Raw genomic sequence first — 16,094 nt, forward strand, 5'->3', positions numbered from 1 at the left:
CGGCATTGGCCAACCCGGCGATCCGACATACTACGATCAGGGCAAGGAGCAGATTGGTGTCTACGTTCAGGATCAACTTCGTCTCTACGATCGCTGGGTCCTGCTCGCCGGGGCGCGGCACGATAGCGTCGACGTCACCAACAAGCAGGAGGGGGGCGAGGATCAGAGCTACGACGATACGCAGATGTCCTACACCGGCGGCGTCATGTATCTGGGCGATTACGGTCTCTCGCCATACCTGAGTTATAGCGAGTCATTCACGCCCAACATAGGCAACGATCTGAATGGTGATGCCTATCAGCCTAGCGAGGGTAAACAGTGGGAGCTGGGGCTCAAGTACGCACCCGATTGGCTGGATGGTTATGTCACTGCAGCTGTTTTCGACCTGAAGGAGAGTGACACGCTCTATCCCAGCGGCGGCTCCTCAAGTAACCAGGGTGGGGAGCGTCATTCGCGCGGGTTCGAGCTGGAAGGGGTGGGTTACGTGACCGACAACCTTCAGGTCACGGCGGCTTACACCTACACCGATGTGACGGTGGATGTCAGCGATACTCAGAAGGAACTTCGAGCCGGGCTGATACCGCGTCATCAGGCATCGCTGTGGCTGGATTACGACTTCGATCGAGGTGCGCTGGATGGACTGGGCCTGGGTGCCGGGGCGCGTTACATCGGTACCAGCGTGGACTCGCCTCAGTACAGCGACACCCAAGTGGAGGCCTATACCGTTTATGACGCGATGGCGAGCTACGACATCGATTCGCACTGGACCGCTCAGGTCAACGTCACCAATCTGACGGATAAAGAGTACGTCAGCGGTTGTGACTACTGGTGTTACTACGGCGAATCTCGTAGCGTCATCGGCAGTCTGAAATACCGTTGGTAGACAATTTCTGCACTGAACCTCTGCCATGAACAGAAGCCCGGCCAATGCCGGGCTTTTTGTTGGATGACGCCTGGCTTGCGACATCTGGCGTTATGCGTAATTCAATAATGATTCTCGTTTCTATTCATATTGATCTCGGGACGCTATAGAATGGGCCCGCTTTTTACTCCGCCCGCCCATATCGATAGGTCCAAGGCTAATGAACTCAGGTATCGCGTCTCCCGAGAACAGACGTCTCTTCGGCAGGTTGGCTTTTGTTACGGTGACCATAAGCGCGCCACCTGTCGTCACCACGAGCTGGGCCCAAGGCAATCCTGGCGATAGTCAGTCCCTCGATACGGTCACCGTCACCAGCCAGGCGATCACGACCAGTGGTGATACGCCGCCGCCGGTTTTTGCGGGCGGGCAGGTCGCTGCCGGGGGACGGATCGGGGTTCTCGGCGAGCAGGACACGATGAATGTGCCGTTCAACGTCATCAGTTACACCAGCGAACTGATCGAGAACCAGCAGGCCGACACGCTGGGTGACGTGCTGCAAAACGATGCCTCGGTGATGGTCGGCAAGGGGTTCGGCAACTACTCGGAGTCATTCAAGGTCCGCGGCTTCGACCTGTACGGTGACGATATTTCCTACGGTGGGCTATACGGCGTACTGCCACGCCAGCTGATCAACACCAGCATGATGGGGCGGGTCGAACTGTTCAAAGGTGCCAGTGCGTTCGCCAATGGCGTGCCGGCCGGCGGCACTGGCGTTGGCGGCGCGGTCAACATCGAGCCAAAGCGGGCGACCGACGAGCCGATCACCCGAATTTCCACGGGATATCAGTCGGATAGCTACGGCGAGACCGAACTCGACGTGGGTCGGCGCTTCGGCGATCAGAATGAATATGGGATTCGGGCCAGTATCAATCGCGGCCGTGGCGATATGGCGATCGATGACGAAAGCCGCAAGAATACGTCCGCGATCATAGGGCTGGATTACCGAGGCGATCGTGCTCGGGCATCGCTGGACGTCGGTCACCAGAAATCCGTCATCGATGGCGGCCGCCTGAATGCGAACCTGGCCAATTACACCGGTGACGCCGTTCCGTCGGTGCCGGGTGCCGACAGCAACTACACGCCGAGCTGGAATCACGCGAGCCTGGAAACCAACTTCGCCATGCTGCGGGGTGAGTACGATTTCAGTGACGCCTGGACAGGCTATGCGGCGATCGGGGGGAATCGTACCCACGAGCGGAGCCTGGCGGGCTCACCTAGCGTGATCAATGAAGATGGAGATGCCACGGTTTCCCAGCTCGATACGGCTTATCAGTCGGAGACCTTCGCCAGCCAAGTCGGTTTGCGCGGGCAGTTGGACACCGGACCGGTCTCCCATCAGGTTAATCTGGGGTACTCCAGCGTCTACTCCCGCAAGGATGTCGCCTTCGATGGCATCTTTACCGGCGCACCGACCAATATCTATGATCCGGTCGATGTTCCCATTCGTGAGCCCAACTTCCCTAGCGGCGATCTTGGTGACCCGACGACAACGGGGCGCACCTACAATAACGGCGTGTCCTTGTCCGATACGTTGGGAGTCTTCGATGATCGTGTGTTGCTGACGCTTGGCGGTCGCTATCAGGAAATCGAAGTCAACAACTACAACGGCAACACTGGCGTTCGCGACAGTCGTTTCACGGAATCCCGCGTCACGCCTATCTACGGCATCGTCTACAAGGCGACGGACAGCATTTCGCTCTACGCCAATCACATCGAAGCGTTGCAGCAGGGGGAAACGGCGCCCAGCCAGAGCAATTATCCCAGCCTGACGAATGCCAATGAAATACTGGGTATCGTGCGCTCCAAGCAGGATGAAGTCGGTGCCAAGTTCGATTACGGCAATATCGGCGGTGGCATCAGCCTGTTCCAGATCGAGCAGCCGCAGGTCAGCATTGAGGACAACACTGCCGGTTACAACGGCGAGCAACGCAACCGCGGCATCGAGTTGAGTGGCTATGGAGTGCCGTTGGAAGGCGTGCGCGTGTTGGCGAGTGCCACCTTCATGGATCCGGAACTCCGTAATACCACCAATGGTGAGAACGATGGCAACGACGCGCCTGGTGTGCCGACCTATCGTTATGTGCTGGGCGGTGAGTGGGATATCCCCCACATGGACCGGCTCACGGCGACCGGCCGGTTCATCCGCACCGGCTCGCAGTACGTCGATGAGGCCAATAACCTCGAGGTCGATCCCTGGAATCGTCTCGATCTCGGCTTCCGCTACACCATGCCCCTCAACGAGGCCAGCCTGATCTGGAGGGCTGGCGTCGACAACGTCACCGACGAGGATTACTGGGCGTCTGCCGCGACGACCGGTTCCCAGACGCTGGTTCAGGGAGAGCCGCGGACCTTCAAGCTTTCGGCAACGGTGGAGTTCTAGTTCGCGAATCTCCTGGCAACCAGCAAAAAGGCGCCTCCTTCGGGAAGCGCCTTTTTGCTGGGTGGATGACCGGTAAAGCGTGGATCGCTTGCCGCTGAAGCCGTGCAGCGTTACTGCGAGGCGACCTGCAGCTGAGGCGATGTCTCGACGTCGAGATTGGCCCGCAGTGTCTCACTGTACCAGTTGACGAAATCGATGACGCCGAACTCGTAGGTCTGCGAGTAGGGGCCGGGCTGATAGGCGCGGGAATTGATGCCGAGCTGGTTCTCCTCGGCCAGGCGGCGGTCCTGATCGTTGGTGGCGTCCCACACCTGGCGCAGCCGTTCGGGGTCGTAGTCGGTCCCTTCGACGGCATCCTTGTGCACCAGCCACTTGGTGGTGACCAGCGTCTCCTGCGGACCCAGCGGCAGCACGCGGAAGACCACGGCATGGTCGCCCATGAAGTGGTTCCAGGAGTTGGGCAGGTGGAGGATGCGCAGCGAGCCCATGTCCGCGTTGGGTATATGGCCCATCAGCTTGTTGCAGCCTGGCTTGCCGTCCATGGTCATCGAGACGATGCCGTCGATCAGCGGGGTGCGGGTGAGACGGTTGCGCTTGCCGAATCGGGCCAGCTGCCACGGTACCTCACAGGTGGTCCAGTCGGCCTGCTTGCGGGCGACCAGATCGCGGTACTCGCCAGTGGAGCGGGGGTCATCGGTATCGTCGAATTCGATCAGCGAGTTGAGCAGTTCGGGATGGGCGCCGTTGCAGTGGTAGCACTCGCGATTGTTCTCGATCACCAGCTTCCAGTTGCAGCGCTCGACGATGTTGGACTCCACCGCGACCTTGACGTTGTCCATCTCGTGGGGCGAGAGATAGTGCTCCAGCGAGACCAGGAAGTCGTCGATCGGCTCAGGGTCCTTGCTCAGGTTGATGAACACGAAGCCTCCGGCGCTCTTCACCGCTACGGGTTTGAGGCCATAGGCGCTCATGTCGAACTCGGTACCCATGTCGCTGCCGGCGAACAGCAGCCGGCCGTCGAGTTCGTAGGTCCACTGATGGTAGGGGCAGACCAGCTTGGCCACCTTGCCCTTGTCCTTGAGACACAGGCGCGAGCCGCGGTGGCGACAGACGTTGTGAAAGGCGTGAATCTTGTTTTCGGCACCGCGCAGAACGATGATCGAGTTGCTGCCCACTTCGAGCTTGAAGTAGTTGCCCTTGGCGGGGATCTCGCAGCTCATGCCGGCGAACAGCCACTGCTTCTCGAAGATCTCCTCCATGTCTACCTGGAACAGCCGCGGGTCGTTGTAGAAGGGCTGGGGCAGCGAATAGGTCGGGTCACGCTGATCCAGCATATCCGCCACGGCCTTGCGGGTCGCGCTGAGAGCGTCATCCAGGCTGTCGCGTGGAAGTGGTGACATGGTCGCATCCTCATCAAACAATAGAGTGTGGGTCTTTCCCGAGCCCATTGGCGGGATCGACCTGGGTGTGGCGGCGCGTGGCTAGTCGGTAGCAATTCGATCCGTTCGGCGGAGTGTCGCTCAGGCGATAGCTTGGAAGTTGTCCAGCCGCGACACTCGTCGATGCCAGGCCGACCGCCAAGCACAAATGCTCACCGGGAAGTCACCTGTCGATACCCTGGCGCCCAGGAAGCTGCGCGGGTGTCACGGGGAGTCAATTTTCGTATCGGCATCGAGGTTTTGGCAGCACCTGGGGGTGGTTGGCATGCCCGTGTCGTTGATAGGCAAGTCGGTCCGCGTCGGCGTGCGCAGAATCCGCTGAGGATGGTAATTCACCGGAAGCGGCTGTGCGGATTGGCGTTCTCGCCCTGGCCATTTCCCCGATCGAGTGCGGTGACGATGCAATTCTTCAATCCGGTCAATACGCAAACCTGGACCAACGGCCGACATCAGGTGCGGTGCGTCAAGGTCATTCAGGAAACCTGGAACGTGCGGACGTTCTGTTTCATGGCCGACCAGCCGGTGATGTTCTTCTTCAAGCCGGGGCAGTTCGTCACGCTGGAGCTAGAGATAGCCGGTCAGCCGGTGATGCGTTCCTACACGATTTCCAGCTCCCCCTCGATTCCTTACAGCTTCTCGATCACCGTCAAGCGGCTGCCGGGGGGGCAGGTCTCCAACTGGTTGCACGACAATCTCAAGATCGGTGACCCGATGGTGGTTCACGGGCCGGTCGGCGATTTCAACGTCATCGATCACCCGGCGGAGAAAGTGCTGATGCTGTCAGGCGGTGTCGGGATCACGCCGTTGATGTCGATGACGCGCTGGTTCTTCGATACCAATGCCGCCGTCGACCTGGAGTTCATCCACTGCGCTCAGGCGCCCAACGACATCATCTACCACCGTGAACTGGTGCACATGTTCTCGCGCCTGCCGGAGTTCCGTCTGCATATCGTATGCGAGCGCAGCGACGAGCTCAGCCAGGCCTGGTCCGGTTTTCGGGGCTATCTGACGCGGCAGATGCTGACGCTGATGGCGCCCGACTATCTCGAGCGGGAAGTGTTCTGCTGTGGGCCGGCGCCATTCATGAAGGCGGTGCGCCAGGTGCTGCAGGAAGATGGCTTCGACATGTCCAGCTACCACCAGGAGTCCTTCGGCGCGACGCCGTTGAGCGTTCAGGAGGACGTGCTGGAACTGGCCGAGCAGGCTGAAGCCGACGCCGAGGAGGTCGACACGGCGACGCTGATGCCGGTCGAGTTCACCGGCAGTGGCAAGAGTATCCGGGTCAGCGAGAACGACACCATTCACTCGGCGGCGGCCAAGCTGGGGCTGCATATTCCCAAGGCCTGCGGGATGGGGATCTGCGGTACCTGTCGTGTGATGAAGCTCGAGGGCGAGGTCGAGATGGAGCACAACGGCGGCATCACCGAGGAGGACGAAGCCGAGGGTTTCATCCTGTCATGCTGCTCGAAGCCGCGGGGGAAAGTCGTCATCGATTTCTGAGCTACGAGCTACGAGCTACGAGCTACGAGCTACGAGCTACGAGCTACGAGCAAAGAGCAAAGAGCAAAGAGCAAAGAGCTGCAAGCGTTAGACCTTTGGACCTGGCGGCTGTCGTCGCAGCGTCATTCGGTGGCGTGACGAGACCGTTTCACCATCGAGGTAACTCCTAGTCTGGTCTCGCGCCTTCTTTCGATGTCGTCGCCAGAGCGGCACGACGCAAGGCATTCCGAGACCAGACCCAGGAGTTCACACCATGTCTTCATCCGCCAATCGAGGCGTCGTCTTTCGCGGCGCCGGCAAGGTCGCCGTCGAGAGCATCCCTTTCCCTGAGCTGGCGCTCGGCAGCCGCCAGTGCCATCACGGCGTCATCCTCAAGATTCTGACCACCAATATCTGCGGCAGCGACCAGCACATGGTGCGTGGCCGAACCACGGCGCCGGAAGGGCTGGTGCTCGGCCACGAGATCACCGGTGAGGTGATCGAGTGCGGTCGCGACGTCGAGTTCATCAAGAAGGGCGACATCGTCTCGGTGCCGTTCAACGTCGCCTGCGGCCGCTGCCGCAACTGCAAGCGCGGCGATACCCATATTTGCCTGCACGTCAACGGTGATCGCGCCGGTGGCGCCTATGGCTATGTCGATATGGGCGGCTGGGTCGGCGGTCAGGCCGAGTACGTGATGGTGCCCTACGCCGATTTCCAGCTGCTCGTCTTTCCCGACAAGGAGCAGGCGATGGAGAAGATCCTCGATCTGACCATGCTTTCGGACATCTTCCCCACCGGCTTCCACGGCTGCGTGACCGCCGGTGTCCAGCCGGGATCGACGGTCTATATCGCTGGTGCGGGTCCGGTGGGGCTGGCCGCTGCCGTCTCCGCCCAGCTGCTCGGCGCGGCCTGCGTGATCGTCGGCGACATGAACGACAAGCGCCTCGATCAGGCGCGCAGCTTCGGCTGCGTCGGTCTCGACCTCAAGCAGGACGCCAGCATGTCGGAATTGATCGAGTCGGTGCTGGGCGTGCCGGAGGTGGATGCCGCGGTCGATGCGGTGGGCTTCGAAGCCAACTGCCATGGTCACAACCATTCTCACGAGCAGCCGGCGACGGTGCTCAACGCCACCATGGAGATCACCCAGGCCGGCGGCCGGGTCGGCATCCCGGGGCTCTACGTCACCGAAGATCCGGGCGCCGAGAGCGAAGACGCCAAGCACGGCAATATCTCGATGAAGTTCGGCCTCGGCTGGGCCAAGGCGATGTCGTTCCACACCGGTCAGACGCCGGCCATGCGCTATCAGCGTCAGTTGATGCAGGCGATCCTTCACGACAGGGTCCAGATCGGCAAGGCGGTGAACGTGCAGACCATCTCGCTGGATGAGGCACCGCAGGGATACGCCGACTTCGATGGCGGCGCGGCCAAGAAATTCGTGATCGATCCGCACGGCGTACTTCAATAACGGAAAACAGGGTGCTACTTACTTCAGCTTCGAGCACCCGAGTAAAAGAGTCATGGGCCACGGTTCCCTATGGAATTCGTGGCCCATTGATGTGAAAAAAGCCCACTATCGGGTGTTCTTGATGATGATGATTGCAATGACTCGAGCGAAATATCCGGACATCACGGTTCGATCTCGGTCGAGAACTATCGATTTCCTCGCGCCCCAATCCGGATCCCTGTTCAACCTCCGTTGACGGCCGTGAGAGCCGAGCTGGCGGCTGCGCTCTGGCCGTTGGCGGAAAGCGTGCCGGTACCGGACATGACCATCGTGATTCGGTGCGTGCTCTCGGCTACCTGCTGGAGAGCATTATTGGCCGCGTCGCTGTGGCCACTGACGGTCACGCTGGCATTGTGGCCTGCCCCTGTCGACGCGTCAGCGTCACTCGTGGGTGCGCTCAGCATCTCGCGATTTTTCTCGAAGGCGGCCTCTGCCATGGCGCTATTGGCCTGAGCGGAAAGTGGCAGTACGAAGGCCAGTGCAAGTGCGGAGAGGATTTGAATTTTCATGATAAGGCAACTCCATTGTCATCGGTTGACGTTGGTCGTCTGATCCAACTGATGATGAAGTTACCCGTGAGAGAAACGGTGATTCATCACGAAAGCGTGATAGATCGTTTTTTCAGTGTATTTTTCGACGCAATGCTTGAAATGAACCCTTTCAGGCCTTGTCGATGGTGTGTTGAGCGTCAATATCGGTACGTGGCCTCTGTGCGAGGGCGTGATTCCCGTAACCGCTGACTCTGACTCGGAGCAACTTAAATCCCTCGCGCGGGGATGTCACAATTGAACCACTGCCCTCCATCGACGAGACCCGAGCATGACCGAGCCAAATCCCGACCTGCCGCGCTGCGCCTGGGCACGAAGTCACCCGTTGAATGCCGAGTACCACGACGAGGAGTGGGGCGTGCCGGAGTACGACAGCCGCGCACTGTGGGAAAAGCTGATCCTGGACGGCTTCCAGGCGGGGCTCTCCTGGCTCACCATTCTCAAGAAGCGCGACGCCTTTCGCGAAGCGTTCGAAGCTTTCGATCCCGAGCGGATCGCCCGATACGACGAGCACGATGTCGAACGGCTGATGGGCAACGCCGGCATCATCCGCTCGCGATCCAAGATCGAGGCGACGATCGGCAACGCGCGTGCCTATCTCGCCATGCGTGACAGCGGCGAAGATTTCTCCGAGTTCCTGTGGGGCATGGTCGGTGGGCGGCCGATCCAGGACTCTATCGGCAGCGACGGTTCGGTTCCCACCCAGACACCGCTCTCTGTCGATATCTCCAAGGCGCTCAAGAAGCGCGGCTTCAAGTTCGTCGGCCCGGTCATCGTCTACGCCTGGATGCAGGCAGTGGGCATGGTCAACGACCACGCCGAGACCTGCCATCGCCGCAAGCCGGTGGCGGCGATGGGCTGATCACCGCACGCCTGGCGCGGGCACCTCGTCTCGCGCTCAGTCCAGGCGTCCACCGAACAGATCGCGAAACGCGGTATAGCGTCTCTCGTGGAGCTCCCTTGTCGTCGGGTCTGGCTCGAGCACACCCTCGCTGGGCGCAAGTTCACGAGCGACGGCCAGTAGATCCCCGTCCCGCCGAGATGCCATGGCGGCTACCGCGGCGCCCAGCAGCACGGGCTCCGGCGCTTCCGACAGCACCACCCGACAGCCGGTGCCGTCGGCATAGAGCTTGCGCAGCAGCGGGGAACGATTGTGGCCACCGCTGAGATGGAGCGTGTCGATGGCATAGCCGTTGGCGTTCATGCGCTCGATGATGGCGCGCGTCCCGTAGACCAGCGCCGTCGCCGCGGCCCAGTACACCTTGATGAAAGTCTCTCTGGGCGACTCCAGCGTGAGGCCGACGATGGCGCCGCGGATCTCGGGGTCTGCCAGCGGCGAACGATTGCCGATGAAGTCCGGGCGAACGTGCAGGTCCGGGGCCGGATCGCCTGCTGCCAGCCGCTCCAGCAGCAGTGCCGAAAGCGCGCCGTGGGGATCGTCGCCGAAGTCGCTACCCGCGCTGAACAGGGCGACGATATGGTCCAGCAACGCGCCGGTCAGGCTCTGGCCACCTTCGTTGGCGATGAATCCGTCGCACAGTGCACCCGGGTAGGGGCCCCACACGCCGGGAACTTCACGACGCTCCGGTTGGGCACCGATATGACAGGTCGAGGTGCCGGCAATCACCGCCAGCCGACGCGCCGAGTGCGCGTCGAGGCTGCGCCCCAGCGTGCCCATGGCGCCGGCGTAGGCGTCGATCATGCCGACGGCGAAAAGGCAATCGGTGGTGAGTCCGAGTTCGGCCGCGGCGGTCTCGCTCAGCGGCCCCAAAGGTTCGCCCACGGCGGCGGCGCGATCGGGTAGTGCGGCGCGCTCGAGCACATCCGCCATGTCGACCTGGGCGAGGAAGTCCCGGTCCCAGCCGCGGTTCGGCCGTGGGTCGAAGGTCCACTTGCAGGCCAGGGTGCAGACCGAGCGGCGATCGATACCGGTGCAGTGGTAGCCCAGCCAGTCGCCGAGGTCACCGGCGTAGCCGATGCTGTTGTACAACGCTGGTCGATTGCGCTTGAGCCACATCAGCTTGGGCATCTGCATCTCCGGCGACATCACGCCGCCGAGATTGGCCAGCGGGGCAGCGCCGGTGGCGGTACAGAGTTCGGCTTCCGCCGTGGCCCGGTGATCCATCCAGACGATGATGTTCCAGCCCTCGTCGCCGGTCGACAGTGCCAGCGGCTGATGCTGGCGGTCGAGCAGCACCAGCGAGCAGGTCGCGCTCACTGACAGGCTCTTGACCCGGGCCGGCTCGATACCCGCCGTGTCGACGGCGCGGCGGGTGGCGTCGCAGATGGCTCGCCAGATATCGCGGGTGCTCTGCTCGACGTGATGCTCTTGGGGGCGATGCATGGCGATCGGTGCCTTCGCCTCGCCCAGCAGCTCGCCGCGATCATCGAAGACCCCGACGCGGGCGCTGCCGGTGCCGATGTCGACGCCCAGTGAATAGTGTGTCTCGGTCATGGTTGGCCTGTTCAAGAGCGTTTGAGAAAGGGCATCCGCAGTGTCATGACGACGATCAGGAATGCGCCCCACACGGCGGTGGCGAGGTGCTGGCTGGCGCCCATCAGATTCATGCCCGAGGCGATCACCTGGAGGCTCATCAGGCCCAGTACCAGCGGCAGCACGCGCCCGAAGCCGCCGAATGGATTGGCGCCGGCGAGGAAGCAGGCCAGAACCGTGATCAGCAGATAGCTTTCGCCATGGCCCACGCGTACCGAGTTGAAGCGTGCCAGCATCACCATGCCAGCGATCGCCGCCAGCAGCCCGGAGAGGGTGTAGAGCACGATCAACACACGGCGCACATTGATACCCGAGTACTCGGTGGCACGCAGGTTGGAGCCGATCATGTGGATCGAGAATCCGGTACGGGTGAACTGCATGAAGTAGGCGAGCCCGCCGGCGGAGAGCAAAAAGATCAGCATCGGGACGGGGATGCCGATCAAGCTGCCGCTGCCGAGCCACTGAAAGCCTGCCGGCATGCCGGAGATGCCGCCGCCCCGGGTCAGGAATTCCCCCAGCCCCTGGAGGAAGATCATCGCCCCCAGCGAGACCAGGATCGGGTGAGCGCCGACCCTTGCCACGATGACGCCGATCAGCAAGCCGGCTGCACTGCCGACGGCGAGCCCGGCGCCGATACCCGCGACGATGCCGATCACGCCAGCATCGCCGAGCGCGTTCTGCACCAGCCAGGCGGTGGTCAGCCCTGCGATGTTGGCGGTGAAGGTCACCGCCAGATTGAGACCGCCGGAGATGATCGGCACCAGCATGGCCAGCGAGAGCAGGCCGAGTTCCGGGAGCTGCACGGCCATCGAGCGCACATTGACCGCGCTCAAGAACCCGGGCGCCATCAAGGCGAAGAACGCGAAGCTGACGACCAGTAGCAGCGCCATGATGCCGATTTCGAGCGACTCGGCGCCGGGACGAAAGGCCCGGCGGGGGGCGGATACGGCGCTCATGGGCGTGCCTCCTTGGGAATCGCGCGACGCGGCAGCAGCTTGTCGAGATTGCTGCAGGTGATCGCGACGAGAATGATGAAACCGACGATCATGCGGAAGGCGTAGGGGGTCACGCCGAGCAGGTTGAGCCCGTTCTGCACCACGGCCAGCAGCAGCACGCCGAGCAGCGCCCCGGTCACCGAGCCGCGCCCGCCGCCGAGCGTCGCGCCGCCGAGAACCACGGCTGCGAGAATCGGTAGCTCCTGGCCGATCAGCGCGTTGGGAACCACCTCCTGCACGATGTGGGCCTGCATCAGGCCGGCGACACCGGCGCAGAGACCCAGCCAGCCGTAGGCGAAGGCGTGAATCAGTCCCACCCGCACCCCTGAGCGCCGGGCCGCCTCCGGGCTCGAGCCGAAGCCGTAGATGGCGCGGCCGAATCCGGTCCGGGTAAGAATGAAGCCAGTGGCCAGGCTCATCGCGGCCATCACCGCGACAGGGAGATAGAGCGTCGCGCTGCCGCGTGCGGCGGGCAGATCGATCAGGGGAACCGAATAGTAGAGCCAGTCCGGGATGTCGTAGATCGAGACGCCGCCGGTGAAGACCATCAGCAGCCCGAAGTAGAGGTTGAAGGTGCCGATGGTGACGATGATCGAGACGATGCGAAAACGGTGGATCAGGAAGGCATTGACCAGGCCGAGCAGGCTCCCCACGGCCATCGACAGGAGGATGCCGATCAGCCAGTTGCCGCCGCCCATGTGATCGATCAGTAGCGTCATGACCACGTACTGCACCACCGACGCCGCCACCGCGAACGAGATGTCGATGCCGCCGGCGATCAGCACCACCACCAGCCCGACGGCGAAGATCATGTTCACGGACTGGTTGTTGAGCAGGTCGAACAGGTTCTGCGTGGTCAGGAAGGTATCCGTGGTCAGCCCGAGAACGATGCACAGCACGACGATGATCGCGGCCAGCACCCCCTCGGTGCCGAGGTGCAGTCTAGGCATTGATGATCTCCTCGAGGGATGCCTCGGTAGTGGTGGTCGGCGTGAGTTCGCGGCTGATCCGGCCCGCCTTGAGGACCACGACGCGGTCCGAATTCATCCAGATTTCGCTGGCCTCGTCCGAGATGAGAATGATCGACATGCCCTGGTCGGCGAGGGTCCGAATGATGTCGAAGATGCCCGCCTTGGCGCCGACGTCGACGCCCACCGTGGGGCAGTCGAGAATCAGTACGTCGGGCTTGGTCGCCAGCCACTTGGCCAGCACGATCCGCTGCTGGTTGCCACCGGAGAGAGAGGAGACCGCGAGTTCGGCGTCGTTGACCTTGGTGCCGAGACGCTGGATCCACTCGGTGGTCAGCTCGCGAAGACGTCGCGGGGAGAGGAAGCCCCTTGGCTTCTCCAGTTCGTCCAGTACCGTCACGGCGGTGTTCATGATGATCGACTGATTCTGGACCAGCCCCAGGTTCAGGCGGTCCTCGGAGACATAGGCGATGCCGTGGCGGATCGCGTCCCGGTTGGAGCGCAGTGTCAGCGGCTTGCCGTTCTTGAGCAGCTCTCCGCCGGTGGGGCGCGTCATGCCGAACAGCACATGGGCGAGCTCGGTGCGTCCCGCGCCCAGCAGTCCGGTGAGCCCCAGTATCTCGCCGCGGTGCAGCGTCAGCGAGACGTTCTCGAACTCGCCGGTACGGCTCAGATTGCGCAGCTCGAGCACCGGCTCAACGGCACCGTTGGGCTCACGCGGCGTGAGTGCCAGCTCGTGGCCGGTCATCAATTGCGATAGCCGGGTCTGGGTCATGCCCTCGGTCGAGTAGGTACCGACCAGGGCGCCGTTACGCAGCACGGTCACCCGCTGGCAGACTGCCAGCACCTCCGACAGCCGGTGACTGACGAAGACGATCGAGATGCCCTGCGCCGAGAGCGAGCGGGTGATCTCCAGCAGGGTCTGCACTTCGTTGCGCGTGAGCGAGGCCGTGGGCTCGTCCATGAACACGATGCGTGCGCCGGCGCGCAGCACCCGGCAGATCGCCACCAGTTGGCGCCTTGCGATGGAGAGATCTTCGACCCGAGTGTCGGGGTCGAGGGGAACTCCGAGGCGCTCGATCACCTCACGCGCCGCGCGGCGGGCGGCACGCCGAGAGAGCGGGCGCCAGGGGCTGGCCACGTAATCGTCGAAGACGATGTTCTCGGCAACGCTCAGGTGCGGGAACAGGGCCAGATCCTGCCAGATGACGTGGATCCCGAGCGCGCGGGCGTCGTGAGGGGTGATACGGCTCACGGCGGTGGCATTGCCGAACGAGAAGGTCGCCCCCGCTTCCGGTGTGTAGACGCCGTTGAGTATCTTGATCAACGTGCTCTTGCCGCAGCCGTTCTCGCCGGCGAGGCAGAGCACCTCGCCACGACGAAGCTCGAAGGAGACGTCATCGAGTACCCGGCTCTGGCCGAACACCTTGCTGACACCCTCGGCCCGTAGTGCGATGTCATCCATCGCTGTCTCTCCCGGAAGGCAAGATGAAGGAAGGCCGCGCGGGTATCGCGCGGCGATGACGGTCGAAGCGCTTCAAAGGCCGAGTTCGGCCAGTTGATCGACCGTCTCCTCGTTCAGCTCCAGTGGCTTGGAGGCGAACAGGGTATGACCGTCGAGGCGTACCTTGCCCAGTACCGGCAGGTCGTCGCCATCGGCGATCTCGCCACCGTCGTAGAGTCTGTCGCCGAGTGCGACGAAAGCCTTGCCGGCCTCCAGCGGGCTCCACTGGAAACCGCCGGTAATGACGCCCTCGTGGACCAGGCGGCGCCCCTGTCCGGGGGAGAACAGGCCCATGACCTTGATGTCCCCGGCCAGACCCCGCTCCTTGACGGCTCGTGCCGCACCGATGGTGCCCTGGCTGCCGAAGGACATGATACCGGCCAGGTCCGGATGGGCGCGGATCAGATCCAGGGTGGTATTGCGGCTGTCGTCGACGCTCTCGGCGACACCGAAGCGATCGGCGGCCTGCTTCATGTCCGGGCAGTTCGCGTCGAGCCATTGAACGGCGGCATCGGCCCAGGCGTTGTGGGCCGGCACGTTGAGTCCGCCGACGTAGACGGCGTAGGAGCCTTCGCAGCCCGTGGTGTCGGCCAGCAGCTTGGCGTGCTCTTCACCCAACTGCTGGGCGGAGATCATCTCGAAGTCGTAGTCGATGTTCTCGGAGTCGGGGCTTTCATGGGTGAGGACGATGATGCCCTGGTCGCGGGCCTTCTTGAGCACCGGCTCCAGCACCTCGCGATCATTGGGCACCACGCCGATGACATCCACGCCGCGAGCGATGAGATCCTCCACCGCACGCACCTGCAGCGCGGGGTCGGCGCTGGTCGGGCCGACCATGTAGGCATCGACGCCGAGTTCGTCGCCCATCTCTTCGATGCCTTGCTCCATGGCGTTGAACCAGGGTATCCCGCCGACCTTGGCCACGACCGCGATGGTGGGTTTGTCTTGAGCCTGCGCCATGCCGGCACTGCCGATGACGCCCGCGACAACGGTCGCGGCGAGATACAAGTTGCGTTTCATGATCGGTTCCCCGTCGTTGGTGGTCCGACAGCGCAGCCGGCTCAGCGGGTGTTTACACAATGCCTGCGCTAGGCGAGACAGCGTTGAGATCGACCTCGTACGCGAGCCAGGTCCTTTTTCGGACGGTGTCATCTCGGCCCCGCTCTGGCTTTCCCTGGTCGAACTCGTAAACACCCTTTCAGCGCTTCTGACCAAAGTCAGTTATGAATGCGCAATCGGTTGTGCAACTATTGGTTTCTGCATCGATCGGGTCAATGCTACTTTTGATCTAACGAAGGGGAGGGGCCAAGTGTCGAGCGAGCCATCCAGAAAGCTGACCATCTACGATCTCGCCAAGCTGGCGAAATCCTCGCCGAGTACCGTCAGTGCCGTCCTGAACGGCACGTGGCAGCGCCGTCGGATCAGCCGCAAGCTGGCTCGGCGAATCCTCGATCTGGCCGAGCGGGAAGGATACTCGACCAACATGCAGGCGCGGGCGTTGCGGCGCGATCGGTCCGGTATCCTCGGCATGATTCTGCCGCTCTACGACAACCGCTACTTCAGTTCGATCGCCCAGATATTCGAGGCCGAGGCTCGCCGGCGTGGCATCTTCACCATCGTTTCCTGCACCAACCGCGACCCGGACCAGGAGCGCGAGGCGGCCAGGATGATGTTGGCCTATCGCGTCGAACACCTGATCTGCACCGGGGCGACGAACCCGGATGCCATTGCCGAGATGTGCAGTGCCGCGGGGATCGCCAGCCTCAACCTCGACCTGCCGGGCACGACCGCGCCGTCGGTCATCTCCGCCAATCGCGAGGGTGCGCGCCGGCTGACGGATGCGCTGCTCGACCGGCTC

At 62.7% G+C, this 16,094-nt stretch carries 13 protein-coding genes; 6 read left to right on the forward strand and 7 right to left on the reverse strand.

The annotated features are described in order from the left end of the window. Together Q0602_RS13435 and Q0602_RS13440 are read left to right on the forward strand one after the other, a co-directional pair. Positions 1 to 883: TonB-dependent siderophore receptor (locus tag Q0602_RS13435; protein ID WP_298844155.1), on the forward strand; the 883-nt coding region annotated here is incomplete at its 5' end. Positions 884 to 1,082: 199 nt separating this feature from the next. Further along, positions 1,083 to 3,302 carry a TonB-dependent siderophore receptor gene (locus Q0602_RS13440; RefSeq protein ID WP_298844158.1) on the forward strand — a complete coding sequence of 740 codons (2,220 nt, stop codon included), beginning with the start codon at positions 1,083 to 1,085 and terminating at the stop codon, positions 3,300 to 3,302. A 110-nt stretch (positions 3,303 to 3,412) separates the two neighbouring features. On the opposite strand, the gene Q0602_RS13445 is transcribed toward Q0602_RS13440, so the two are convergent. Further along, the gene (locus Q0602_RS13445; RefSeq protein ID WP_298844162.1) at positions 3,413 to 4,702 is read right to left on the reverse strand and encodes an aromatic ring-hydroxylating dioxygenase subunit alpha; all 1,290 of its coding nucleotides are present in this window, start codon (positions 4,700 to 4,702) and stop codon (positions 3,413 to 3,415) included. A gap of 432 nt (positions 4,703 to 5,134) precedes the next feature. Between Q0602_RS13445 and Q0602_RS13450 the strand changes: the two genes are divergently transcribed. Next, positions 5,135 to 6,241, forward strand: coding sequence for a hybrid-cluster NAD(P)-dependent oxidoreductase (locus Q0602_RS13450; RefSeq protein ID WP_295038370.1), 1,107 nt, complete (start codon positions 5,135 to 5,137; stop codon positions 6,239 to 6,241). A 253-nt stretch (positions 6,242 to 6,494) separates the two neighbouring features. After that, entirely contained in the window at positions 6,495 to 7,688 is a 1,194-nt protein-coding gene (gene fdhA / locus Q0602_RS13455) for a formaldehyde dehydrogenase, glutathione-independent (RefSeq protein ID WP_298844165.1), read from the forward strand. Between the two features lie 221 nt (positions 7,689 to 7,909). Here fdhA and Q0602_RS13460 read toward each other — a convergent pair whose 3' ends face one another. Next, positions 7,910 to 8,236 (reverse strand): hypothetical protein, encoded by a 327-nt coding sequence (locus Q0602_RS13460; protein WP_298844167.1) that lies wholly within the window; start codon positions 8,234 to 8,236, stop codon positions 7,910 to 7,912. 310 nt (positions 8,237 to 8,546) lie between these two features. Here Q0602_RS13460 and Q0602_RS13465 point away from each other — a divergent pair, with 310 nt between their 5' ends. Continuing rightward, a complete protein-coding gene (locus Q0602_RS13465) occupies positions 8,547 to 9,137 on the forward strand; it encodes a DNA-3-methyladenine glycosylase I (protein WP_298844170.1) in 591 nt (196 codons plus the stop codon). Between the two features lie 36 nt (positions 9,138 to 9,173). Here Q0602_RS13465 and Q0602_RS13470 read toward each other — a convergent pair whose 3' ends face one another. From Q0602_RS13470 to Q0602_RS13490, 5 genes are all read right to left on the reverse strand, one after another. Continuing rightward, positions 9,174 to 10,730 carry an FGGY-family carbohydrate kinase gene (locus tag Q0602_RS13470; RefSeq protein ID WP_298844173.1) on the reverse strand — a complete coding sequence of 519 codons (1,557 nt, stop codon included), beginning with the start codon at positions 10,728 to 10,730 and terminating at the stop codon, positions 9,174 to 9,176. An 11-nt stretch (positions 10,731 to 10,741) separates the two neighbouring features. After that, positions 10,742 to 11,725 (reverse strand): ABC transporter permease, encoded by a 984-nt coding sequence (locus Q0602_RS13475; protein ID WP_298844176.1) that lies wholly within the window; start codon positions 11,723 to 11,725, stop codon positions 10,742 to 10,744. Then, on the reverse strand, positions 11,722 to 12,714 hold the full coding sequence (locus Q0602_RS13480; RefSeq protein WP_298844179.1) for an ABC transporter permease: 993 nt from the start codon (positions 12,712 to 12,714) through the stop codon (positions 11,722 to 11,724). Before Q0602_RS13480 ends, Q0602_RS13475 begins: the two co-directional genes overlap by 4 nt. Beyond that, complete coding sequence (locus Q0602_RS13485) at positions 12,707 to 14,197, reverse strand: sugar ABC transporter ATP-binding protein (protein ID WP_298844182.1); 1,491 nt, start codon at positions 14,195 to 14,197, stop codon at positions 12,707 to 12,709. Before Q0602_RS13485 ends, Q0602_RS13480 begins: the two co-directional genes overlap by 8 nt. 72 nt (positions 14,198 to 14,269) lie before the next feature. After that, complete coding sequence (locus Q0602_RS13490) at positions 14,270 to 15,256, reverse strand: substrate-binding domain-containing protein (protein WP_298844185.1); 987 nt, start codon at positions 15,254 to 15,256, stop codon at positions 14,270 to 14,272. A gap of 289 nt (positions 15,257 to 15,545) precedes the next feature. Between Q0602_RS13490 and Q0602_RS13495 the strand changes: the two genes are divergently transcribed. Then, positions 15,546 to 16,094: LacI family DNA-binding transcriptional regulator (locus Q0602_RS13495; RefSeq protein ID WP_298844188.1), on the forward strand; the 549-nt coding region annotated here is incomplete at its 3' end.

Source organism: uncultured Salinicola sp. (genome assembly GCF_937921195.1).
Classification (GTDB): Bacteria; Pseudomonadota; Gammaproteobacteria; order Pseudomonadales; family Halomonadaceae; genus Salinicola.

Coding starts and splice junctions, on each gene's coding strand:
- Q0602_RS13485 (WP_298844182.1), bottom strand. CDS start 14,197: ATGGATGACATCGCACTACGGGCCGAGGGTGTCAGCAAGGTGTTCGGC.
- Q0602_RS13480 (WP_298844179.1), bottom strand. CDS start 12,714: ATGCCTAGACTGCACCTCGGCACCGAGGGGGTGCTGGCCGCGATCATC.
- Q0602_RS13460 (WP_298844167.1), bottom strand. CDS start 8,236: ATGAAAATTCAAATCCTCTCCGCACTTGCACTGGCCTTCGTACTGCCA.
- Q0602_RS13475 (WP_298844176.1), bottom strand. CDS start 11,725: ATGAGCGCCGTATCCGCCCCCCGCCGGGCCTTTCGTCCCGGCGCCGAG.
- Q0602_RS13445 (WP_298844162.1), bottom strand. CDS start 4,702: ATGTCACCACTTCCACGCGACAGCCTGGATGACGCTCTCAGCGCGACC.
- Q0602_RS13440 (WP_298844158.1), top strand. CDS start 1,083: ATGAACTCAGGTATCGCGTCTCCCGAGAACAGACGTCTCTTCGGCAGG.
- Q0602_RS13470 (WP_298844173.1), bottom strand. CDS start 10,730: ATGACCGAGACACACTATTCACTGGGCGTCGACATCGGCACCGGCAGC.
- Q0602_RS13465 (WP_298844170.1), top strand. CDS start 8,547: ATGACCGAGCCAAATCCCGACCTGCCGCGCTGCGCCTGGGCACGAAGT.
- fdhA (WP_298844165.1), top strand. CDS start 6,495: ATGTCTTCATCCGCCAATCGAGGCGTCGTCTTTCGCGGCGCCGGCAAG.
- Q0602_RS13490 (WP_298844185.1), bottom strand. CDS start 15,256: ATGAAACGCAACTTGTATCTCGCCGCGACCGTTGTCGCGGGCGTCATC.